The sequence below is a fragment of the Pseudomonadota bacterium genome (assembly GCA_039033415.1).
Classification (GTDB): Bacteria; Pseudomonadota; Gammaproteobacteria; order Xanthomonadales; family SZUA-38; genus JANQOZ01.
Map to the genome: position 1 here is coordinate 39416 of JBCCCR010000025.1, position 23507 is coordinate 62922.

Annotated in this window: 20 protein-coding genes; 4 read left to right on the forward strand and 16 right to left on the reverse strand. The window is 54.5% G+C overall.

The window, feature by feature from the left end:
* Nucleotides 1-192: 192 nt before the first annotated feature.
* The gene (locus tag AAF358_19030) at nt 193-1017 is read left to right on the forward strand and encodes a glycosyltransferase family 2 protein (GenBank protein ID MEM7707654.1); all 825 of its coding nucleotides are present in this window, start codon (nt 193-195) and stop codon (nt 1015-1017) included.
* 51 nt (nt 1018-1068) lie between these two features.
* On the opposite strand, the gene AAF358_19035 is transcribed toward AAF358_19030, so the two are convergent.
* The 13 genes from AAF358_19035 to AAF358_19095 form a co-directional block, all read right to left on the reverse strand.
* Entirely contained in the window at nt 1069-2778 is a 1710-nt protein-coding gene (locus AAF358_19035) for a VCBS repeat-containing protein (GenBank protein ID MEM7707655.1), read from the reverse strand.
* A gap of 233 nt (nt 2779-3011) precedes the next feature.
* On the reverse strand, nt 3012-3971 hold the full coding sequence (locus tag AAF358_19040; protein MEM7707656.1) for an NAD(P)-dependent oxidoreductase: 960 nt from the start codon (nt 3969-3971) through the stop codon (nt 3012-3014).
* A 21-nt stretch (nt 3972-3992) separates the two neighbouring features.
* The gene (locus tag AAF358_19045) at nt 3993-5384 is read right to left on the reverse strand and encodes a GMC oxidoreductase (GenBank protein ID MEM7707657.1); all 1392 of its coding nucleotides are present in this window, start codon (nt 5382-5384) and stop codon (nt 3993-3995) included.
* Nucleotides 5385-5423: 39 nt separating this feature from the next.
* Nucleotides 5424-6605, reverse strand: a complete 1182-nt coding sequence (locus AAF358_19050) for a glycosyltransferase (GenBank protein ID MEM7707658.1) — start codon at nt 6603-6605, stop codon at nt 5424-5426.
* Nucleotides 6602-7690, reverse strand: coding sequence for a hypothetical protein (locus tag AAF358_19055; GenBank protein ID MEM7707659.1), 1089 nt, complete (start codon nt 7688-7690; stop codon nt 6602-6604). Before AAF358_19055 ends, AAF358_19050 begins: the two co-directional genes overlap by 4 nt.
* 147 nt (nt 7691-7837) lie before the next feature.
* Nucleotides 7838-8944 (reverse strand): glycosyltransferase, encoded by a 1107-nt coding sequence (locus AAF358_19060; protein MEM7707660.1) that lies wholly within the window; start codon nt 8942-8944, stop codon nt 7838-7840.
* Nucleotides 8941-10296, reverse strand: coding sequence for an AMP-binding protein (locus tag AAF358_19065; protein ID MEM7707661.1), 1356 nt, complete (start codon nt 10294-10296; stop codon nt 8941-8943). The genes AAF358_19060 and AAF358_19065 overlap by 4 nt, the downstream gene beginning before the upstream one ends.
* A 115-nt stretch (nt 10297-10411) precedes the next feature.
* A complete protein-coding gene (locus AAF358_19070) occupies nt 10412-11713 on the reverse strand; it encodes an O-antigen ligase family protein (protein MEM7707662.1) in 1302 nt (433 codons plus the stop codon).
* 1 nt (nt 11714) lies between these two features.
* On the reverse strand, nt 11715-12692 hold the full coding sequence (locus tag AAF358_19075) for a GNAT family N-acetyltransferase (protein ID MEM7707663.1): 978 nt from the start codon (nt 12690-12692) through the stop codon (nt 11715-11717).
* Between the two features lie 150 nt (nt 12693-12842).
* Complete coding sequence (locus tag AAF358_19080) at nt 12843-14051, reverse strand: hypothetical protein (protein ID MEM7707664.1); 1209 nt, start codon at nt 14049-14051, stop codon at nt 12843-12845.
* Between the two features lie 115 nt (nt 14052-14166).
* The gene (locus AAF358_19085; protein MEM7707665.1) at nt 14167-14925 is read right to left on the reverse strand and encodes a polysaccharide biosynthesis protein; all 759 of its coding nucleotides are present in this window, start codon (nt 14923-14925) and stop codon (nt 14167-14169) included.
* Nucleotides 14922-16448: an XrtA system polysaccharide chain length determinant gene (locus AAF358_19090; protein ID MEM7707666.1), complete on the reverse strand. Its 1527-nt coding sequence runs from the start codon at nt 16446-16448 to the stop codon at nt 14922-14924. Before AAF358_19090 ends, AAF358_19085 begins: the two co-directional genes overlap by 4 nt.
* 15 nt (nt 16449-16463) lie before the next feature.
* Nucleotides 16464-17093 carry an XrtA/PEP-CTERM system exopolysaccharide export protein gene (locus AAF358_19095; GenBank protein MEM7707667.1) on the reverse strand — a complete coding sequence of 210 codons (630 nt, stop codon included), beginning with the start codon at nt 17091-17093 and terminating at the stop codon, nt 16464-16466.
* Between the two features lie 80 nt (nt 17094-17173).
* Here AAF358_19095 and AAF358_19100 point away from each other — a divergent pair, with 80 nt between their 5' ends.
* The gene (locus tag AAF358_19100; GenBank protein MEM7707668.1) at nt 17174-17605 is read left to right on the forward strand and encodes a J domain-containing protein; all 432 of its coding nucleotides are present in this window, start codon (nt 17174-17176) and stop codon (nt 17603-17605) included.
* A gap of 5 nt (nt 17606-17610) precedes the next feature.
* Here the strand turns inward: AAF358_19100 and AAF358_19105 are convergent, their stop codons facing one another.
* Nucleotides 17611-18942, reverse strand: coding sequence for a TIGR03013 family XrtA/PEP-CTERM system glycosyltransferase (locus AAF358_19105; protein MEM7707669.1), 1332 nt, complete (start codon nt 18940-18942; stop codon nt 17611-17613).
* A 345-nt stretch (nt 18943-19287) separates the two neighbouring features.
* Between AAF358_19105 and AAF358_19110 the strand changes: the two genes are divergently transcribed.
* Both AAF358_19110 and AAF358_19115 read left to right on the forward strand, forming a co-directional pair.
* A complete protein-coding gene (locus AAF358_19110) occupies nt 19288-20574 on the forward strand; it encodes a nucleotide sugar dehydrogenase (GenBank protein ID MEM7707670.1) in 1287 nt (428 codons plus the stop codon).
* 48 nt (nt 20575-20622) lie between these two features.
* Nucleotides 20623-21630 carry an NAD-dependent epimerase gene (locus AAF358_19115; GenBank protein MEM7707671.1) on the forward strand — a complete coding sequence of 336 codons (1008 nt, stop codon included), beginning with the start codon at nt 20623-20625 and terminating at the stop codon, nt 21628-21630.
* Between the two features lie 4 nt (nt 21631-21634).
* Here the strand turns inward: AAF358_19115 and AAF358_19120 are convergent, their stop codons facing one another.
* Entirely contained in the window at nt 21635-22327 is a 693-nt protein-coding gene (locus AAF358_19120) for an ElyC/SanA/YdcF family protein (protein ID MEM7707672.1), read from the reverse strand.
* A gap of 26 nt (nt 22328-22353) precedes the next feature.
* The gene (gene galE, locus AAF358_19125) at nt 22354-23352 is read right to left on the reverse strand and encodes a UDP-glucose 4-epimerase GalE (GenBank protein ID MEM7707673.1); all 999 of its coding nucleotides are present in this window, start codon (nt 23350-23352) and stop codon (nt 22354-22356) included.
* Nucleotides 23353-23507 lie beyond the last annotated feature (155 nt).

Here is a 23507-nt window from a genome sequence, read left to right on the forward strand (position 1 = left end):
TAATCCGCCGCCATATTGGACCGTTCGTCGGGATTAGGAGTGAAGAACATGGAGCCCCGCCTCGTCGGCCGGAAAGACTCAACAATGCGCTGATTTGAGAGCGACCGTCGGATACAATCAACTTACGGTTAAACGCGCCTGGCGCAGGAGATCCAGCGACAATCATCTCCTATTTGAGGTATCACAGTTTCTATGGACTCTTCCATTTCAGTGGTCATCCCCTTCTTCCGCCGACAACATACGTTTGCCGAGACGCTGGAAACGGCGCTCGCGCAAACCCACAAGGCGGACGAAATAATCGTAGTTGATGATGCATCTGGTGGTGATGCGCTTGAATTCCTCAAAGGATTCGAGCCTGACATTCGAGTTGTTGCTCTCGAAGAAAACGTGGGCGTATCCGGAGCTCGAAACATCGGTGTTAGAGAAGCAACAGGCCATTGGATCGCTTTTCTGGACAGCGATGATCTCTGGCACCAAAAAAAACTTGAAAATCAACTTGCCTACCTTCGAGCTAAACCGGACTGTGATGTAATTCACACTGGCACGGTCAACTTTTATCCAGACGGTCGGGAAATTGAGTATGTCGGCAAGCCTTCAAGGCTCTCTAAAGCTGACCTTGCGCAATCAAGCCACGTCATGTTTCAAAGCGTGATGATGAGAAGAAAGGACTTTCTATCACTAGACGGATTCGATCAAAGCTTTCGACAAACCGAGGACTACGAGTTTTCAATGCGAATGGTACGTCGAGGACTGAAGATCGATTTTCTTCCGGAGCCGCTAGTGAGAATCAGACACGGCCACGCCGACAAACTGTCGACTAACTGGAAAGGATTTATCTCGGGACACATTCGAGTTGTTTTGCGGCACAAACAGCTTTTTCGCGAAGTTGATGGATGGCTAGGACCGGCAAAGCACTGCGCAAAATATCTGATTAAAGGGGGGTACAAAAAGGGGGGCCTGGCCGGTCGCCTGATCACCCTTACCGGTAGATTGCTCTATCCCGCTTACAAAGGCTAAGCGTTTCCGCCGGTGGGCGACGAATTCAGGGGTACGCCCTGCCCGACGTGCTTACTCATCAGGCGTGGTACAGGAAACCTGAGATGATTGTACGGGCAGCTTGCCGCCGGGCGCGTAGCCTTCACCCATGCAGCCATCGCGAAAAAGTATGACGTGTTGATTGGCATTCACATTGCGATACCAGTAGTTCGGGCCGCCATGAGGATACGTGACCCTGAGGTCGACCATGTCGTTTTCGCCAAGCCCTAGGTGATGACCCGAAGTTGAATACGCGGTGGCGATAGTCAGCTTCTGATAGCTAGCCACAATCTGTGTCGTGCTTGGACGATAGGCTGTGACGATCGTATGGATGCCATCGGTGTTACCACCAAAACCACGGATTGTCATATTTAACCAACGGTTGCCGGTGGAGGTCCGATTCTCCCACACGGATATCGTGCCACGCGAACTCGGCTTGGTGATGTCCAGATCCCCATCGTTATCGAAGTCCGCCACCCCCGGGGCGACTCCAAGTCCTCCCTCTCCGCCACCGAAGTTGGGGGTGGTCTCGCTGAGATAAAACTGACCCCCAAAGTTCATGTAGAAAAAATAATTCTGGACCGACAACGAGATCGCCGTACTCGCCTGATTGAACATGATATCCACATAGCCGTTGTTATCGAAATCAGCGGCCACCGACTTGCCGTAGGGAACCGTCTGATTTCGCCTGACCTCCTGTAGACAGCCCAGGATCTGCTCGTCGCTGGTGTAAGTGCCGTCGCCGTTGTTGATCTGAACCGTCACGCAAAACTGGCTTGGCGTCGTGTCTCGGGCGCCTTCCCCAATGAAAATGTCAAAATCCCCATCCAGATCATAGTCGAAGACAAAGCTGAGACCGCCCGCCGCCCCCTCTGACTGTCCCGGGGTAAATGACTGCACGCCGTCCCATGCCGAAAACGCCCCTGTCGTCCAGGTAAAGGTGCCGTCAGTATCACTTTTCCAGTAGCCAGGCGACCCTGCTTTGCTCTTCCCATTCATCACTGGGTACATATCCGGCCACCCGTCTCCGTCGATATCAAAAACCAGGTATGGGTGCGCATAGGTCGATTTGCCTGTCCAGAGGATCTGACCGGTTGACGCGTTAGAGACCCTTAAGTCTCCCGTATTGCGGCGCCAGCTCAGCACATCCATTACCCCATTTCCGTCGGCATCAAAGACTAGGGTCAAGGGCTTGCCATCCAGCGAGCCAGGAAGGGAGATCTTGTCACCCCACCGGGGCAAGCCATTGACGATGGCATCAAACGGGTAAAGTGCCGGCGCGCTGCCGTCGGAGTCGTCACCGCCGAGATCCGGCTCTCCGCCCGGGTTGTTTCGCACGTTGTAGTACCAATTGTTGGACGTGATCCGCGGAATCTGGGGAGAGGACTGAACGTAACGAGCAATCGAATTGTCTAGCAGCACAAATGTTGCAAGACAGCCGGAAGCCGCACGGTTTTGCAGGTAGACGGGTCTATACTGACTGTCCGAATGTGATCCGTAGACGATGTCGAAACAGCCGTCCTGATTCAGGTCAACGAATGAGGAGCGCCAGGTCACCAATGACTGCTGGAAGTCCCCCGATTGCTCTGTAACCTCTGAAAAGTGCAGGCGAGCCCCGGGATACGTAATGCTTTCACGGTCAACGCGCTCTTGACCATGAAGATACTGAATGACCAGGGTTCCGGCGAGAGTTAGTGCGATCAGCCGGCGTGCGGCCCCCCTGTGCTTCTCGGACTTCTTCACCTACTTCAATCCCGGTAGTGACTGGACCTACTCGCCGCCAGTGGAGCACCACTAACGCACGCAAACAAAGTGCCAACTGCGGACGCTCGAGTTTTGTTGCAACGCAGCAGGTGTAGGGGCAAGTAGGTGTATGCTTTCGACGGCACTGGACTGATGACACGACTCCGGAGCGGTAAGTGATTCGATGAAAGAGACAGCAAGGAATTCATGCTAGCTCACGTGGGTTGGAAAGACTATTTACGAGATTGGTTCGTAAAAAAAGGCAGTGGGGTCCACCCCAGCGCGGCTCTGAGCTTCTTGCCACTGATATGCACCGGCAGTTGGGAAGCCAGCAATCGATATCTTGTCAACGGCGGCGTCCGCCCGAGCAGCGGGAAAAGCGTTTCGCAAATGAAAGCAGCCACCATGATGACGATAATCGGCACATAGACCACAATCGCGCTCGGATGCGCCGGCCGAATGATCCGATCCATAAACATCCGCTTGGTGATACGTTGCGGATCTACGACATTGAATACTCCGCTCACCTGCGGCGCTGCGATCAGTCTCGTTGCAGCATCTGCGACATCATCAACGTGGACCAGAGGCAACTCCGTCGAGCCAGGACCAATAATCAGGAAGAGCCTGGCGCCGACTCTAAAACCCAGCGAGGGTGAAAAAACCTTTGCTGCGCGGCCAAAGATGATTCCTGGCCTTAGTACTACAACCCGTTTCTCGCTTCCCGCCAGCTCCCGGCGCAACAGCACCTCCGCGGAGTGTTTCGCATGAGAGTAAGCACCTCTCAGTTCGGGTCTTTTCTCCAGCGCGGATTCTTCATCAATCACATCTCCGGCAGCCAGATCCGAAATTCCATACACGGAGCAACTGCTGATATATACAAGTCTTAGCTTCGGCCGCCTGGTGCAAAGCTGCGCCACGTTCAGCGTACCGTTGATCGTCACTGATTTACCTCCGGAGACTGTTCCGCTGGTATCGGCGGCAGCGTGAACGATAACGTCGACATCTCGGCTCGCCTGCTCCATGCTCTCTACGCACGTGACGTCACCGGTCACTGTTTCAGCACCAATTTCAACCAGCTCTTTTGCGTCAGACGATGTCCTCACGAGCCCAACAGCATCGTAGCCCGCACCTGTCAGGTGACGAATCAAGTGAGTGCCCAGGTATCCAGTTGCTCCAGTGACCAACACCTTCATAATCGTGGACCTTTCATCGGGCTACCCGTGTTGGAGATGGCCGCTAAGGCGCAGCGCCAGCTGCGCAATTGTCAGACCAGTGTTTGTGTATGAGTGTTCGGGCAGTACCGAAGCGTCACAGACAAATACGTTGTTCAGCGCTTTGAGTCTCAAGTTCCGATCAAGCAGGTCATGCTCTCCGTCTCCGAATGCAACGGTCCCGGAATGATGGGCCGCCGACCAGAGCCAATCCCCAGACAATTCAGTTTTGAGCGCAATCCGCTGCACATTCGGCGCGAGTATCTCTTTTAGCTTTTCGAGCATCTCCCGGTACTTGCCGAATTCGAGAGAATTGATTTGCCAGTCAATCGCTACCTCATTTTCATCCGCCTGCACTTCGTTAGCTGAAGCACGCTGTTCAGTGATGAACAGGATTGCGAAGGTCCGCGATTTGGACTGCCTGCCCGTAAGATGCTGGTGGATTTCTGTTACGACGTCAGGATGAAAGATCCGCGGCGAGAACGCGTTTCTGATCCGCCTGATCCCTTTCGAAGCTCCGAGCGCAGACTTGAAGCGGTACAGCTTCGGATCATTGGTCATGGTAGACGATGGCCGTAGAAACGCGGCACCACTGTAAGCGCCACAAGCACTCTTTACCCTGATCATGTGTCGCGCATAGAACGAGCCATAGTCAGCCCTAGCGAAGTGGTGAAGCTTTGTGGCGAAATCAGCAGATACCCGGATTTTGCCGACAAAACCCATCGGGTGATCAATCAAACCTCTCCCGGCTAACGGCACAGAAGCGCCGACGGTTCGCAGGCATGTGTTGACAACCTGCGGGCTGCCCATTGTGCCAGCGCTGATCACCAGCTGATCGCAGGGCAGACGCCTCGATTCTCCGTCCACAACAAAGCCAACTTCGGTGACGGCGTTTCCTGAACACTTGACCGTAAGATTCTGTACAGCGAAATAGCGGTCCACATCCTCTGACAATGACTGAGGCTTATGTCCTTTCGGGTAAAGCAGACAGTCAATGTCGTTCGCAAGACCCCCTACTCCTCTCATCAGTTGGTTCACTTTTTTCTGCACCGCAAGAAACTGGTCTCGGAAAGAGCCCGCTTTGAAATGAAGTTGGAACGCAGCTTCATCAGTGTAGGCTTCGGCATCCGCCAGGACTGCCCTTGCTGCTGGCTCGGTGATATCTGATGCGCGCATCGGAATTAGGCCGTTATCCCAAAGGTTCGTGGTTCCACCCGCCCCGTAGCAAAAGGTGTTGGTCGTGCCGATTCGCGACCTGATGAATCGAAGCGTCGGATACCGGATTCCAGTCCGTGGACCCTTTTCCAACACCGTCACTTCACCATGTGCCTTGGCAGAGTTGGCAAAAACCGACCCACCAAGTCCGGATCCAACGACAACGATTTTCTTGGCCATCTCCGATCTCGCTCCTGCTGAATGCTCAGGACGTAGTGTTCACGGGTCAAGATCCCCCCGACAATATCCAGAAATTGCTGAATCGAGCACCGATACCGTCTCCGCGGCATTCCGATCCCACGTCAGGCCGCGTACCGAGTCTCGTACTTTTGCCGCGTCCCAACGCCGCCGCAGGATGTCGTTGATTGCGGCAGCAACGTGGTCAGGAGACGATGCGTCAACCAGCAACCCGTTCTTCCCTTCCTGCACAACCTCCGGAATTCCTCCAACCTGGGAAGCGAGGACCGGTGTGCCCGTCGCCATGGCTTCAAGCAGCACATTGGGGACGCCTTCATTGCGACTCAGCAAACACACCAGATCAGCTGCGGACATCAGCATCGGAATCTCGTGGTGAGGCCGGCGGCCGGCAAACCAAACACGATCGGCGACGCCAGCAGACCGCGCCTGTTCTTTCAGCGTTGCTAGTTCGCTCCCGTCACCTACGATGAAAAGTCGGCAGTCACGCACAGCCGCCTGAGTGAACCCCGCAATCAGACGGTCCACACCCTTCACCTGCTTTAGATTCCCAACATAAAGCAGCATCTTTTCGGTCTTGGCTATACCCAGTTTCTCGCGGCATTGCGCTTGGCCCAGACGCTGAAATCGCTCCAGATCGACGCCGTTGTAGATCGTCACCGTACGTATTGCTTCGGCGCCTAGACCTATCATGCTTTTGCGAAGATCCTGGCTTACGGCAATACTGAAATCGGCCAACCTCAAAGCAGCCCTGGCGCCTTCCATCCTAGCCCCTGGATCCAGGCTGTGGATGTCGGAGCCGTGTGCTTTGATCACCACAGGCAGCCCTGCCTGCCGGGCGAGCTGCGCCGCCGCCAGCGCATCCGGATAAATCCAGGTGGCGTAAACAACATCAGGGGCAAACTCGGCGAGCTGACGACGAAAATCCGCGGCGATTGAGCGCCTGAAGCAATAGGGGTAGGAAGCGCGGGCAATTCTCGGAGGATAGAAAAATGTCGGGTGCACCAATCCCGCGAGCTGCCGCTCCAGGGGCTGGAGACTACGATCAGCACGCCGTTTTCGACCGGCTGGCGACGTCCACGCAACTGGCGCGATTACAGATAGCGATACCCGCTGAGCAAGATGCAGCAGGTGCTGCTCATTGAACGTTGACCTCCCCGGCTCAAGCAGGTTCGGAAACAAATTTGTGATCGCCAGTACTCTCAATCCTGAAGCACTGGTGGGGGTTGAAGATAGAAATCTCGATAGTCGCCTGGATTGCCAGTCTTCCCGGATTCTGCGGCTTTCGCAATGTTGACCATCTCTCTGGCCGTGACATAGTGTAGGCAGTAGCTGGATCCGTCGTTGTACCTGCGCTCCAGGTCAGTAAACATCGCATCCATCTTCTCACCCAGCAACGTATCCATATCGTGATCCTGGGTGCCATGCGTGTGGATTTTTACGAAGACCCATTCCGGCCTGCCTTGAACGTGGATGTGTTCCCTGATCCAAAGGTCAGTCCGCTCTGGTGAAGGCGGCTGACCCGAACGGATATCGGAGTTTTCTGTGCGGGGGATGACACCCCATTTGCGATCACGCCAGTTCAACGTGAGCGGCCCCTGTATCAGAAGCAAGTCCCCGACGGGTTTTCCACCGACGCTCATCAGTACCCCGCGGTCATGAGATTTCGGACGTAACGGGTCGTCCGTGGCGTAGTAGATACTGTTAATCGTTCGGGTTTGGGAGGGGTCTGGCGCAGCGGGCAGGGTGAAATCTGCGTAGCAGCCGGTGTCCGCAAGGATCGATATTTCATTGTTGACACCACACCATCGCCCGTCGGGGCGGGCGTTGTCGAGGCACCAATTGCCGTGTATGAATGCGTACACGGGTTTTCCGGTGTCCGGAGATCGACTCAACAGACCGTGAGTGTCAGAGAGGGTTTTACAGAAGCGGTTGAGCTTTAGACGAAGCTTTTCTTCGGTATCGTTATCATGATGCAAATGCACCTCGACTTCTCCGAAACCTGCCCTGCAAAGGTCCGTCAGCGCATCGAGGTGCTCTTCGCGATATTCTTCCTCCGGATAAAAGAACGTGTGCTGTGGCGGCTTGCCGTCAGCATCAAGGTGACCTTTCGCCATTTCAGGATATTCCTTCGACCAGCGGCTAACCCTTTCCCGCTCCTTTGCTAAGGTCGCATTCCTCCACATGGGTTCGTAGTGGTCAACGAAGCAGAAAATTACGTGTATAGGCCCGCTGGTTTCGGGCGCTTTTTTGAGTTTCCGAAGCACATAGGGACGCAACCACAGGTGCATATTGCGCTTTCTGACCAATGCGGCGACCAAGCAGAGAGAAGCCACTAGAAACGCTAAGCCTACGTAGAAAACTACAGCCATACTTCGTCAACCTCACACGCACGACAGGCGAAGTGCCGGGTCGCTACGCTGTGCAGATAAAGTTGTTTACCCACCTAAACACCTTTCGTAAAGCTTTGCGTATCGCTCAGCCATCCTTGAGAAAGACCCATGTTCCATTGACCAATTCCGACCACTTGCGCCGAGCTTGCTACAGAGCGTTAGGTCACCAGACAGCCGCACCATCGCCTCGGTCATCGCGCTTTCGTCCCCGCTAGAGACAAGTAGACCCGTTGTTTCATGATTCACTATTTCTCCGTTCCCACCGACAGCCGTGGCAATAATCGGCAATCCAGCTGCGCTCGCCTCTACCAGCGCAACAGAGTAGCCCTCCGACTTCGAGCTGAGCACAAAAACGTCCATAGAGGGCAGTAAATCCGGGACGTCCGCCCGTTCGCCCAGCAGCAGCACCTGACGTCCTATGTCCAACTCATCGACCAGCGTTTCGACGGCGGCCCGCTTGGAGCCTTCCCCTACAATCAGCAGATATACGTGCCGCTTCCCAGCAAACGCCCGCGAAAAAGATCTCAGCATCAGCTCGTGGTTCTTCGCCCAGTTGAGTCGGCCAACGGTCCCGAAGACTATGGCTGATTCGGAAATTCCAAGCTCTCTGCGCAGCGTAAGCCCGGTTGGATCCACCGGCTTCAGAAACGGCTCGAGGTAAGTGCCGTTCGGGATTACGTGAATCTTTGAAGGCTTTCTGCGACGCAAAGTCTCGAGCTGCCTCGCCTCAGCGGCCGCCTGGCACACGCAGACAACAGCACTGGAAAAGGGGAGTGCCAGACGAAACAGTCGCTCCCGCCGCAAGCTCGGATCGCCCCCCATGCCATGTCGAGTAGTAATCATGGGGATCCCGTTCAACCCTGCAGGAATAGCTGAATAGTAGTGAGGAATATGATTGTGGGCATGCACGACATCAGTCCGCTTCAACCGACGGGTCAAGCGCAACAGGAGCCCAAGATCGATACCGGGGCTTTTATTGAGTTCCATCACCTCGATGTTCAACGCCTTTAACTCGTCTGCCAGCGCGCCGCCATGGTAGATACATGCAACTGCGGGTTGTTCACCGCTAGCCTGCTGAGACCGCGCAAGATTGACGACCACTCGCTCAAGCCCACCAGTCTCCAGCGACTCAACAACGTGGACAATTTTCATTGAGAGCTGAGTTGATTAACGGTAACCCGATGCTTTCCGCTGGGACCACGGTCTATACGATCCAGGATTTCTACTCGCAGCTCCATTTCAGGTCCGAAAACCTTGGCTACTTCCTGCCTGACCAATTCGACGGCTGAGAGATCTTCGCGGCCGCCCCAGACCAGCTTCAAAGTCAATTGATCACTACGGGATTGAACAACCTGGAAATTCCTGATTTCTTCAAAGTCTTTTAACAGGTGCGGGAAAAATTCTCCGGGTACCGGACGACCTTCGGGCGTTCTGAGAACATCGAGAATCCGACCTTCAACGTATTTGAGGAGCGGAAATGGCCGGCCGCATGGGCAGGACTCCTTCTCTATCATGCCAATGTCTCCAATCTCGTAGCGAACAAACGGCATGCGGGTATTGTGGAGATCCGTGACGAGAATCCGGCCTGGTCCGTCCGTTGGTAACCCATGGTCATCCACAATTTCAACAACCACCTGATCGATGTTTATATGTAAACCGGCGTGGCGCTCACACTCGGCCGCGATCAGCATGAACTCTCTGGAACCATAGGTGTTGAAAACCGGGCATCTGAAAACCTGCTGCAAGAACTCGCGGCTGGCCTCTGGTAGTGGTTCGGCGCCTGTGATGATGCTATCCGGTGAAAATGGCGTTACCTTTTTAGCGCGGCAATACCGCGCTACTTCAACCAGCGGCGCTACATAGGCGACGATAGTTTTTGGTTTGTATCTTTGAATTTCATCGATATATTGGTCAACGTTTGAATCGGACAGTTCAAATGCATTTAGCATTCGGCGACCGTTTAGCGCGTGATACATCGCTTCCTTAGCCCTCCCGAACGCACTCATTTCACCAGTTGGCGCCCCCCAAAGGTAAATTGTTGGATCACCAAGCCTAGCTCCAGCCCAGCCATACCCGCGCCACATCACAGCGACCCTCCGGTAATAGCTGTCACGATCATGTTCGAACGTCAGCGGGACGCCAGTTGACCCACCGGTCGCCTTTCTTACTGGAGAAGGCGAAGATTCCTTGGAAATTAGAGATTGATAATTTTGACGAATCGACTTCTTATCGAGGATTGGCAAAATCGACAACTCGTCTATCGTAGGGATGTCAGCTGGCGTAATGCCCCGCTGATTGAATACTTGTTGGTAGTAAGGTACCTGCTGGTAGCAGTGACGGAGCAGCGCGCCGAGTTTCCGAGCCTGTAGATCCAATAGGTTACTCTCGCTGAGGAACTCATTTTCCTGGTAGTCCCGGAAATAACGGACCGTAGGTCGCCCCCGTAGTCCCTTTTCATACAGCGGAAACACAACCCGTCTGATCAAATGTCCGTATAAGCTCACCTTGCCTCCTGCAGGTGGTGGACGCCTCTAACACTCATGGCTTGTAAAACTCCATAGCGTATAGAGCCCGGCTTGCCTGATGAAGCTTTGGTCATGATCAGGCGCGCGACTATTGCTACAGCAATACCCTTACGACCACATAACAGCCGAGGATGCAACACAGCGAAATCACAACCCAGGTCAAAAAATCCTGGCTCATTCTGAAGGACTTCAGTGCGGGATAAACTGTGCGCAAGTAACCGTAGTAGCCCGTTATCATACCGAGAATGATGTACGGAAAGACGACATAGCTTCTCGACAAAAAACATGCCGCGACCAGGAAACCCACGAAGGAAAGAAATAGTGCGTAAGAAACGGAAACTTCCAGCTTCTGCGTTTCGGTCTGAGGTTCCGGGTCCCGTCGAAATGCAGCCTGCCTTGCCATAAGGAATCCGTAGCCGAACATCGCGATAAAAATCAGCGTTCCGACAAAACCCAGCTCTCCAATTACAAGCACCAGCGTGTTGTGTGCCGTGCGGATGTGGTGGTCGGTAAAGGTACCGGCCCCCACCCCGAAAATCGGGTTGGACTCAAACATCTGCAGACCTGCATACCACGCGTCAACACGCCCGCCGGCGGATGATTCAGCGACCGAGAGGCGCTGCATTCTTCCTGGCAGCAGGCTTATTGCAGCGACGCCAGCCGTTACCAGACCGCCTGCAGTGACGACGCCGATACGCTTGTAGACGTGTACAAGCAAGACGGCAAACGCAGCCAGCATCGTGCCCCTGGACTGCGTTAGATAGGCACCGTAAAGATAGCTGCCCGCTGCGCTAAGCCAGAAAAGCTTGACCATAAAGTTTCGGGAATTCGACGAGAAGTGGAGCGCAAATGGGAGCGCCATTACCAAAAACATCCCTAGATCGTTCGGGTCATTGAGAAGCCCGATATAGCGCACTCGATCGTATACCGTAGTTTCGCCGGTCCAACCAACTCCGTTGAAGTGTTGTTGAAGACTGTGAACGACCAATGCGATGCCGCAAAGCGCGAATACGCGCATCAGCATCCTGACAGAATTCAACCCAAAACTGGCTGCATTGATTAGAAAAAAAACGATGCATGTCGGTAGAAAATTGAAAAACCAGTCGTAAGCGCCAGAAAACCAGCCTCCGGCAAGCCTCGATGCACAAGTCGCAAAAAGGAATACTGCCACGAGCTTGCTGACTGGCCCCGCGAGATTCTTGTTGCCAACGATAACCGCTAGCATGCTAAGCCCGAACGACAAGGGAACGATCGGGAAATCGTACAGAGCTGGAACGAACTCTTGCGGTCGTATGACAATTATCGTCAAGTTGGCTGCCACAAGCAGCAGCAGCGCGGTACTCTGCTGATTTTCCCTGGATACGGGAAACCTGACTGCGGATTGGGCGACGCTCACTTTACTTTCGTTGCCGTTTGAGAAGCGACTTTAATCGCCGGCCAAATCCCGGAGACTCACCACCAGACCTTGACACAAGCACGTCGATTGTCTCACGGCTTTGGGGAGCAAGCATTTTGGATACGGAATTTGAAGCGAGAAAGTCGCACCGGCTGGCGCCATGCTTAATAACATGACGTATAGCCTCACCACACAGGGCTAGGTGTTCGTCTAGGTTGGGCTTGTCCCTGGTCGTCCTAATAGAATCAACATAAGTTGTCCCGCCCCAACGGTAGGTGAGCAATACGCTTGCGTGCTTTCGGTCAACCACACAACTTACTGCTGAGACGCGGTCGCTGCGAATGAGGTCAGCACATAGCCTTTTCACGAACGTACCATCTTGAGAAGTCAGGACCGAATTCGGCCGGCCCAGTCCGAGTTTGATATACCGCTCAACCCATGCAGCGACGTCCTGCTTCTCGGTATGAACCTCAATTTTTGTTCGGGCATCAAAACCGGCTTTCTCGCAGGCAACTTGCACAAGCTTTTGTGTGTCTGGTCCAAGAGTATTGAGATAAAGCGGAAAGCTGGGCGGCAGCTCAATGATTTCATGCTTCACGCGACTGAAGGAGGACTCGCTCACGCCGAGATCCCTCATCAGCCTTCTGGCAAAAGGACTATCCGTTGGCACTCCTTTAAGGTTTGCAGTCCGCCAGACCGCGCCTTCGCCCAGCATCGCAGGCACGATCATTCCGGTCACACGAGTCCGATCGCGCGGTCGCGCTAAAAGATCAAAATACCCGCCTTGGAGACCGCCATGAGAGCCCAAGAAACGAAGTTCGTAATAGTCACCTTGCGTAAACTTTCGCCGCCGGATTAAAAATGCTGGGAGCAAACCAAGAAGTTTTGCGGCCCGGTCCCGGACGGCATAGACACGCAGATCATGGTCGCGCGCGAAAACCATCCACCAGTTCAGTACGTACTCCGCGGACTGAAACAAATCAGATTCCGGGCATTCAAGGCATAATTCGTTCCACTCCCTCGCCAGGGACGATACCTCCGCTTCCTCGCTTATTACCCTGAGCGACAAGCCCAAATGAGCCTGATGCTGGCCAGCAGCGCTAATTTGGTCCGGCTCCATAATCAGACCTTAGCGCCGATAGGTTACCGAAGCCCTTGCGGCCAGGGTGTCAAACTCGAGATTTTGAATATTATTTGACTCATCCGTGTAGTGAAAGCCGAAGGACAGGAATATATTTCTTGTGCGCTGAACCGTCACGGCAAAGGTCCAATCCAGGTTATCGCTCTCTTGCCCTGCCTCAGCAAACGTTTGATTTGCCCACTGTACCGCCGTGCTCAATGAAACAAGCGGGCTGATCTGCCATTGAAGTCCAACCGAGGCCCGAATCAACTCCTGATCCAGCAGAGACGTGTCGTAGTCCTGCTCGTCGTAGACCAAAAGCGCAGTCAGATTGTGCCGATCTGTAATGTCCTTAGTCCAATTCACTCCAAGCGAGCTACGCACAAATGGGTCTCGGGTGACCACCGTTTCCTGAACCTGCGGAATAACTACCGCGTTGCCAAAGCTTAGCGTGTCCGCAAACACATCCCCGATTTCTCGGGTCAGGACAACACCAAGATCTTCCCCACCTGTGAGTTGACGGCTCCACCGCATGCTGAAGTAAGGTGAGGTTACGTCCTCTGCGCCATCGAGGGCAGCTTCCGCATAGCCTACATCAATGGCAATTGATGAACTCTGCCCGGCACCTCCTTCAATTTCTTTAATATAGTTGGCGGTAACCTGCCGTCGTTCATAATCTGGCTGAAGGTCAATTTCCTGGTCGAAGCCTATCGTGCTTGTCTGTAGGGAAAGTCCCAAGGTACTTGTGGGCGTAAGAGATCGAGACCACTGACCAAAGACTCCAACTCCGTCCGAGTCTGTCGTTGCAGCATCATCGTCCGCATCAAAAAAATTGTAACGAGCACCCAAAACCAACGTGTCGGCAGCAGATAGATTCAGCGTCAGATCCGGACCGGTCGCAAATGCGTAAGTCTGCTGCACATTGTCAGGTGTCTGCACACCCAGGACGTTGATGTTCGAACGCGTCAGGCCATTCTGAACAACCCAATTGAGGCGACTCTCGACAACCCGGTAAGTGGCATTGGCCGATACAGTTCCGCGAAATTCGCTGTCGAAGGTATCGTCAACATAACTGGCGTGTTCAACCAAACCGAAGGCCTCGATATCGAGTCTTGAGCCTTGGCGATTGATTCCGAAGTCCAGTGACGGAAGAAGCATTATGTCGTCAATCTGCCCATCGGCTATTCGCGCAGTATTGTTGTCATATTCGATCAACATACCGATTCCGTAGTCCAGGTTTGCCCCGTACTGGCGGAGCAGCTGGGCAGACGCGTTGTCTGAACAGATTAATATCAGGCATATCGGAAGGAAAAGTCTTGCTCGATTCATCCTTTCATCCCCCAAACGAAGGAAGGCGGTTGAAAATCACGCCAGCAAACTTTTCTGGCGTGAACGTGTTGGTTGCGTCGACAATTTTTGACGACGTAGCCTTTCCGTACGGCACGACCATGCATACGAAGTCAGCATAGTTTTCGAGCAGGCGCGTATCAGCGGCAGCTCGCATATCCGGCGCATCAATGATGATAAAGCGATCAGGATACCGCTGCTGGAGCATATGTATCAGAAGACGCATATTCATCGTGCTCAAGCACTCGGTTTCGCGAGCGACCGGACCGCCAGCGGGGATCACTCGTATTCGCGGAATCGCAGCTGGCTTTATGATGTCGGAGATCGAGACCCCGTCGGGGTCATTCAAAAAATCCGTCAGGCCCGGCTCGGCGCGGACGCCTAGCAACGAATGAACGGCGGGCCGATAGAGATTGCAGTCTACGATCAAAGCGGTTTTGGAGCGGTCCAATGCAATTGCTGACGCTAGGTTCAGCGCAACGTGAGTCGCTCCGCCCCGTGGATATAGTGAGGTGATAACACATACATAGTTCCGCCCTTTGGAACGTTGAAGCAGGTCAGCGCGAAGTTCTCGGAAAGCGTTGAACGCCTCAAGGTGAGGCGTTCGCGCATGGATGATGAGATTTTCATCAAGTGCTTTCGGGACGAGCGGATTTGGCTCCTCCATCAATGCGATCAGTTCACGACCGGCCCCTTTTTCGGGATCGTTACTTTCTACGCTTTGGATTGGGACTGCGTCACTCATGATTCGATGCCAGTGAATTTCAACCAAGCGGCCGCACCGTACATCGCAGCCAGAGCCAAGACGCCGAGAATAAAGGCAACGCTGGACGCGTTTGCCGCGGCACCAGCCGTTTTCATATCAGATATGACGGACAGCACCGGCACTTGCAACTGCTCAATTTGTTCTTTCATTCGCACCCTTGGGTCGAACTGGACGAGTAGGGTGGTAATGCCCAAGGGCAACAAGAAGCTCAATACAAGCCCCGCTCCCGCAATGTGAAGAAACCGCAAGCCAACAGGAGTGTATGGAACCGCAGGCGGTTCCTGCACGGACATGATTAGACCCTGTTGTTCCTGGTCCATTGTCATAGAAACTCGTGCTTTTTCGCGCCGGCGCAGCAGATCTTGATAGATATCTTGATTGACCTGATAGTCTCGATTGAGTTCTGTGAGGGCCTGCTCTGACTCGCCGATTTTCTGACTGCGGTCGATCTCCAGACTCAGAAGACTCTCAAGTTCACGCAATCTGACCGCAACACTACTTTGACGCGTACGAATATCTGCCAGCCGTGAGCGAAGGTCACCATACAAATCCTGACCTGTGCCTTCGGCACCGGTGCCACTCGTACCGGCAACGCCGGCGACGCTCTCAAGCTCACTGAGTTCGGCACGGAGCTGATCGATTTGGCCCTTGATTTGAACAATGTCGGGGTAGGTGTCGTGGTAGCTCAATCGCAGCGTCGCCAGCTGGGTCTCGAATTCAGCCAGACGTGTTCGAATCTGAGTCTGTTTGCCCGCTGCGTTCGTGACTTGGGTCTCACTGCTAAGCTGCTGGACCAATGACATTTCCTGGGCATTGAGCTCAGAGATTTCGAGGCGTAGGGATTCAGACTCTCTGCGCAGGCCCATGGCGCGTTCACCGACCTGTCTGGACGACTCCGGTAGTGCATCCATATTAGCGTCTCTAAATTCGCGGAGCGCCATCTCAGATTCGACAAGCTTCCGCTGATACTCCTGCACCTGGCTGTCAATAAACCTGAATGCTGAGAGACTCTCTTCGCGCTGAGACTTCAAGCTTTCCCGAATGATCCAGTCAACGTACATATTGGCTACTTCGTATGCACGCTGCGGCTCCTGGTCCCGATAAGAAATAGTGATCAGGTTTCTACCGCGATTACGGACGTTTGTGCGACCCCTTAGGCTCGCCATGAGTCGCTCTTTTTCCTGGCCTGAAGTTGATTCGTCGATCAACTCCCCTACATCCAGGATTGTCTCCAGTATCCTGCGGCTGAAAGCGATTTCGCTGACAATCGAGGCCATGTAGGCGACCTCGGTCTGCTCAGCAACGCCGTCCATTAGCGGGCCGACGATGTTTCGGTTTTCCACCAGGATCGAGCCGGTGGATTCGTAAACCTTCGGCGTCGTGAAGGCAACGAAGAGAGCTGCAGCACTCACCAGCATCGCAACAACGATCCATAAGTTTCGGCGCGCAGAAAGCTCGCGAAAAATCGCTTTTATTAAACGTTCGGTTTGGGGATCCAACATGAGACTTCGTTCCCGTTAAAGCACCCGCTCTGGCACCGTGATGACGTCGCCAGGACGCAAGTTGTAGTTGGTTTGCAGATCCCCTTTGCTCAGAATCTGGTTGAGTAGAATATCGAATGAGCCTGGGTTGTCCCCAGATTTTCGAATCAGTTGGCTCCGATCAGAATTGGCAAATTCATTTGGGCCGCCGGCCGCCAGAACCGCGTCCAGAACAGTCATACCCTGACGATACGCAATTGTCACAGGCGATCTAACGGCACCAGTGACTCGGATTCTGGACAGGTATTCATGACTGTTCAGCGCGGTCATAATGACCGCGACGAGGGGGTTCTTTATGTAGGTCGATAGTTCTTGTTTGATGACCTCAGCGACCTGTTCCGGCGTGCGTCCTGCCGCCTGTACATCGCCGATAAGCGGGACGGAGATCTTGCCGTCGGGTCGAACTGGCACCGACGCATCGAGATCCGGGTTCCTCCAAACTGAAATTTGAACAACGTCATCCACCCCAATGAGATATTGGTCAACTAGAACCGCAGACTCGGCTTCCCCAACCGGCAGCCGATCGACGGCTCGCGGGGTGCCGCAACCAGAAAGGAGGAAACCGCAGGCCACTAGCATTCCCAGGACGAATATCCACTTTTTCATGTCAGCATCTCTCCTCAGAAAACCCGCCGGTTGCACCCAACCACTAATTCTTGTCAGTATATTATCGTAAGCAAGCGAGAATGCGTGCTAACGTGACACCAAACCCTGATTTCGACCAAATCTATAAAATGCTGGATGTGGACCCTGCCGACGGTTGGGCAGTTGTTCAGCAATCGTTTCGGCGAAAAGCTCAGCGCTACCATCCAGATCGTGCCAAAGGGAATCCCGTTATTGAGAAAATCGCCGCCCGGCGATTTGAAGAGCTCAATCAATCGTTTGAGGAACTCAAGCGTTTTTACCGAATTTTTGGCGACCTTCCACCGCTTGGCCTTAACGCAACAGCGGATTACACGCGCCCCAAGCGCAGTTCAGCTCGCACACCCCTAGTTCAACCTAAGACTGGCGTAATGAAAGACAGCAGCGCAAACAAGATCGCGTTTAACTGGGCTGTTCCCATCGGCACCGTCGTGCTTTTCATTGTGGCCGCAATCGTCGGGCTCTCTATCCTCTAACGCCGCTAGCGGCCTTTGCCAAACAGCACAACCTCTACGGTCGTCATCATCACGTAAAGGTCCAGCATGAGATTGTGGTTCTTAACGTAGTAAAGATCGTATTCAAGTTTGTTTTTTGAATCCTCAATGCTTGCGCCATAGGGATACTTGACCTGCGCCCAGCCGGTAATGCCCGGTTTCACGGTGTGGCGTTCGTCGTAGTACGGAATTTTCTCTCCAAGTTCGGCAACAAAAATCGGACGCTCAGGTCTCGGCCCGACAAAGCTCATCTCGCCGCCCAGGACGTTAAAGATCTGGGGTAACTCGTCGACCCGGCAGCGACGAATGATATTGCCGACACGGGTGATACGAGAATCAGACTTGTTGGCCCATCTGGCCTTGCCATCTTTTTCAGCATCGACGCTCATACTCCGGAATTTCAGAACGTCAAATAGCCTGCCCCGCTCACCGACCCTTTGCTGACGGTAAAAAACCGGAGCGCCCAGCCCGTCCTCAAGTTTGATCAGCAACGCGGTCAGCAGCATGACTGGCAGCGAGACCGCCAACAGACTTACGCTGGCGGCAACGTCAAAGGCGCGTTTCGTAATTGTACGAAACACATTTTTCGAACACCCATCACTGAAGACCAGCCAACCGGGGTTTAACATCTCCAGCCGAACACGACCGTCTTCTCTTTCGAAAAAAGTGGTCTGCTCGAGAATGGATATCCCCATCAACTTGCACTCAAGGAGTTCACTCATCGGAAACGCATTCCGCCGGTCATCGGCGGCTAGAACGATCTCTTCGACTCTCATCCGCCGGCAGTAGTCTGCAAGGCGCCCTTTGGCAATATTTGCAACGTCTCTTTGCGGAAGCTGGGGCGTCTCCCTATTCGCCGGCATGAAGCCGGTAATCTTGAGCGCGCTTCCATGTTCGGTCTGCACGCTGCGGCGGATTGCACTGGCCGCCTTCCCAGCGCCAAGAACAAGCACCCGCTTGCGCAGACCTTGGACGTTTAGGACTCGAAAAAAGAGCGGACGTACGATCGAAACCGCAGCGACGGCCGTCAGGAGCGATACGAGCAGTACACTTCGGCCCGAGTAGAGGTCAGGAAACAGATAATAGAAGACAGCGAGACCGAGCCATCCGATCGCGAAAGCGGCTCCGAGCCGGAGACAAAACTCGCCAAGTCGTTGGGCGCGTTGGTACTGGTACAAGCCCATGGCGCTCATGCCTGTTACCATAAAAAAGGCGAAAACTACCGCTCGCGGCAGAACGTCGCCCATGTAGGCGTCGGCTTGGCCCAGGTCTCCAAAGCGAACAAGAGAGCCCGCGTAGAGACACGCGAAGAGCAGCATGCCATCGATCGCTGCTAGTAAAACGTACGGCAGTCGAACGTACTGCTTGAAAATCCTAATCGTCGGCATTTTTTCCCCGCATCACCCGAACATAAGGCGTGCATCTTCCCAATACGACAAATTCTGCCGCAGCACTCCCCTTCGGAGCCTCTGCGACCCCTAGACTAGCCCATTCCCCGACGGATAAAAGCCTAGGTACTGAAACAATTGTTACATCCCTACGACACTTCGAGACGAATGCTTACACAGGTCTATTAAACGAATGTGGCAGCCGAAAAAACACAGTCGACGGCGCACAATTTTTCGCTAAACTTCTGCCCTATTCATTTCGGGATGTACCCTAGAATGACCTCCCCCACAGCAATAGAAAACGCCCACCTTGCGGTAATCGGCCTCGGCTATGTCGGACTGCCATTGGCGGTTTCGTTCGGTCATCACTTCAATACCACGGGTTTTGACATCAGTTCCGACAGAATTGCTGAACTTCGCGCCGGTAATGACTCCACGCTCGAGGTCGATTCTGCAGAACTCGCTGAAAGTAAACGTCTCCGCTTCGCCGATTCCCTCAACGACTTAGAAGCCGCAGATGTCTACATCGTCACGGTCCCTACGCCAATCGACCACAACAAGCAGCCAGACCTCTCCCCCCTAGAGTCAGCCTGCCGCTCTATTGGAACCGTTCTGAGACCCGGGAACATCGTTATTTTTGAATCAACGGTTTACCCAGGTACCACGGAGGAGTATTGCGGACCGATTCTCGAGGAAGTGTCGGGACTGTCACTGGATAAGGACTTTTTCCTCGGCTATAGCCCGGAACGAATCAACCCAGGCGACAAGCAGCACCGAATTACCGATATCGTCAAAGTGACCGCTGGCTCAACGCCAGAAATCGCTAAGTATGTCGATGATCTTTACGGCACGATCATCAAAGCTGGAACGCACCTGGCCAGTTCGATCAAAGTCGCTGAGGCGGCCAAGGTGATTGAAAACACCCAGCGTGACCTGAATATCGCCCTCATAAACGAGTTGGCGCTGATATTTGATCGCCTGGACATCGATACCCTGGAGGTGCTCGAGGCCGCCGGGACCAAATGGAATTTCTTGCCTTTTCGACCAGGGCTGGTGGGTGGACACTGTATCGGTGTCGATCCTTACTATCTGACCCACAAGGCGCTGCAGGTTGGCTACCACCCCGAGGTGATTCTGGCCGGTCGTAAGCTGAATGACGGCATGGGCGTTCACGTCGCCAGCAAGGTGGTCAAGCTCATGACCCAGGCCCGTCGGCACGTATTTGGTGCCAAAATCCTGGTTTTGGGTCTCACTTTCAAGGAAAACTGTCCAGATCTAAGAAACAGCCGCGTTATCGACATCATCAACGAACTTCGCAGCTATAACGCCGAAGTTGACGTACATGACCCCTGGGTGGAACCGACCGCCGCGAAGCACGAGTTCGGTATCGATTTGCTACAGGATCCTCCGAAGGCGCACTACGACGCGATCATCCTGGCGGTCGCGCACAAGGAGTTTTCAGACTCGGGCATCGAAGCGTTGAGGGCTTTAGGCAAACCTGGGCATATCTTCTTTGACATTAAATCGGTTTTTCCGGCAGATCAGGTTGACGACCGCCTGTAGACGGTCGCAACATCGCTGACCTGGTAAATCCGTCAATCGGAGTCTTCCATGCGAATCCTGGTAACCGGCACCGCCGGGTTCATCGGCAGTCATGTTGCCCATCAGTTGCTCGACCGGGGCGATGAGGTGCTGGGTCTGGACAACGTTAACGACTACTACGAGGTCTCGCTGAAGGAAGCGCGCCTGGCTCGACTGCTGGACCGCGATGGATTTACGGAGGCACGAATCGCACTAGAAGATCGGGACGCTGTCGAAAAGGCGTTTGCCCACTTTCAGCCTCAGCGCGTTGTCCACCTCGCGGCCCAGGCGGGGGTCCGCTACTCGCTGGAAAACCCTCGCGCCTACATCGACACCAATCTGGTTGGGTTTCTCAACATCCTGGAGCCCTGCCGCCACCAGCAGGTTGAGCACCTGGTCTATGCTTCAAGCAGCTCGGTTTATGGCGCTAACACAAAGATGCCGTTTTCTGTGCATCACAACGTAGACCATCCGCTCAGCCTCTATGCGGCCACCAAAAAATCCAACGAGCTGATGGCCCACACCTACAGCAGCTTATTTGGCGTACCCACGACCGGCCTCCGGTTTTTTACCGTTTACGGGCCCTGGGGAAGGCCTGACATGGCGCTGTTCATCTTCACCCGCAACATCCTTGAGGGTAAGCCGATCCAGGTATTCAACCACGGTAAACACAAGCGGGACTTCACGTACATCGACGACATTGTCGAGGGCGTGGTGCGGCTAACCGACCACATAGCTGCCCCAAGCGATGCCTGGGACAGCAACGCCCCCGATCCGGCAACAAGCAAGGCCCCCTACCGAGTTTTCAACATCGGGAACAATCAGCCGGTCGAACTCATGCGATACATCGAGGTGCTGGAGGAGGAGCTAGAAAAAGAGGCTGAAAAGGAGTTCCTCCCGCTACAGCCTGGCGACGTCCCCGCCACCAGCGCTGACATTGACGCTCTATCCAATGCAGTGGGCTACCGCCCCGCCACTCCTGTCGAAACCGGCATTAAGAACTTTGTAGCCTGGTATCGCGACTACTACCAAGTCTAGCCGGCTAGTCCAGCCAGAATCGGAGCTGGTAGTAAGCCATTCCCACGACTTCGTGCAGTAGATGGTCGAGCCTGCCGACAGAGCGGTAATCCGGCAGCAACCCCCGCCAATTCTCAGTGACGTCTACGCCGACAGGGCAGACCTCAACGCCATGGTGAGAAAACGACGCGCGACTCCTTCGCATATGTAGCGCAGAGGTAACAAGCCAAACGACAGCTTCCTGAGTCTGTGGATGCTGCGCTGCTGCCTGAGCAGCCTGCAGCGTGTTCGCCGAGCCCGCCAAATCGACAAGTGCCGACTCCCTGCCCCACATTTGACTCACGCGTCGAAACACGGCGGCTTCTTGTTGTGTTCCGGATACCAAAATCGGCACATCGCCGTTTGACGCCGAAATTTCCAAAGCGTGCTCAAGGCGAAGTAGCGATTTGTGAGTGAGCGTCGAAAAACTACGGCTGCCCAGCGGCTTTCTCACCCCGGCTGGCAGGAGGACAATGATATCTGGACGGGTGTTCTGGCAAGGCAGCGGCGCGGCATACTCTGCCTCCCATAACCGCGTTATTCCGTACGCCACCGGCGGCGTCATACAAAGAAGGAGCAGGCCGATACAGAACGCCCCGAGAAATACACACCAGACTCTTCGCCTAAGGAGCCAACTCGCCAACGTGAGCGCAATCAGCCAAGCCAGCGGGTTGGTCATCAACAAGCGCACAGGCGCCGGCCCGGCTAGCCAGCCAGCTTACGCTGCTCCGCCAGCTTCTGCTCCCAGGCCAAAGCCGATTCAACGATCGTGGACAGGTTGTCGAACTGCGGCTCCCAGCCGAGCAATTCGCGCACCCGGTCAGCCTTTGCAATCAGCTCAGGCGGATCACCGGGCCGACGATCAACCTCGGTGATTTTGAGTCGTTTACCCAAGCTCTGCTCAACCGCCGCGATCACCTCGCGAACGGTAAAGCCGCGTCCGTAGCCGCAGTTCATCGTCTCGCTTTGGCCGCCCCGGCGCAGGTAGTCCAGCGCTCGCAGGTGGGCGTCCGCCAGGTCCTCGACGTGAATGTAGTCGCGGATGCAGGTGCCATCGCGGGTCTCGTAATCGGTGCCGAACAGCTTTACTTCCTGACGAATGCCCATGGCTAGCTCCGACAGCACCTTGATCAGCAAAGTGGCTTTGGGCGTGTTTTGGCCAATCCGGCCGTGAGGATCGCAGCCCGCGACGTTGAAGTAGCGCAGCACCACCGATCGCAGCTTGCCGGTTGCGCCCACATCTCGGAGCATCCATTCCGACATCAGCTTTGAGGTCCCGTAGGGGTTGATCGGAATCGTCGGCGTGTTCTCTGAGGCAATTCCGTCTGGCGGCATCCCATAAACCGCCGCCGTTGAGGAAAACACGAGCTGATCCACACCATGATCCACACAGCTTTGGATCAGATTGCGGGTCTGCATGGTGTTGTTTTCGTAATAGCGCAGCGGGTCTTCGACTGATTCCGGCACAATCGTGCGAGCAGCGAAGTGCATGACCGTATCAATGTCGTGCTCGCTGAAGATCCGGTCGAGCAGGGCCCGGTCGCCAACGTCTCCCTGAACCAGCTCGCCGTAGAGGACGGCGTGGTCGAATCCCGTCGACAGGTTGTCGAGCACCACCAGCTCCTGCCCGCGCTCGCCCAGCTGGCGCGCCACGTGGCTGCCGATATAGCCGGCGCCACCGGTGACGAGTACCTTTTTGGCCATCACAAAATCCCCCGTAAAGTCCGTTTACCCTAATAGTGTAGCTGTAGGAAAACGTTGCATGGCGTTCAGACTGTCAAAATTTCTTACGGGAGCAATTTGCCCCTCGCGCGCGGCTGGAACCGCCAACTACCGGCAGTGTCGTAACTGACTGTTAC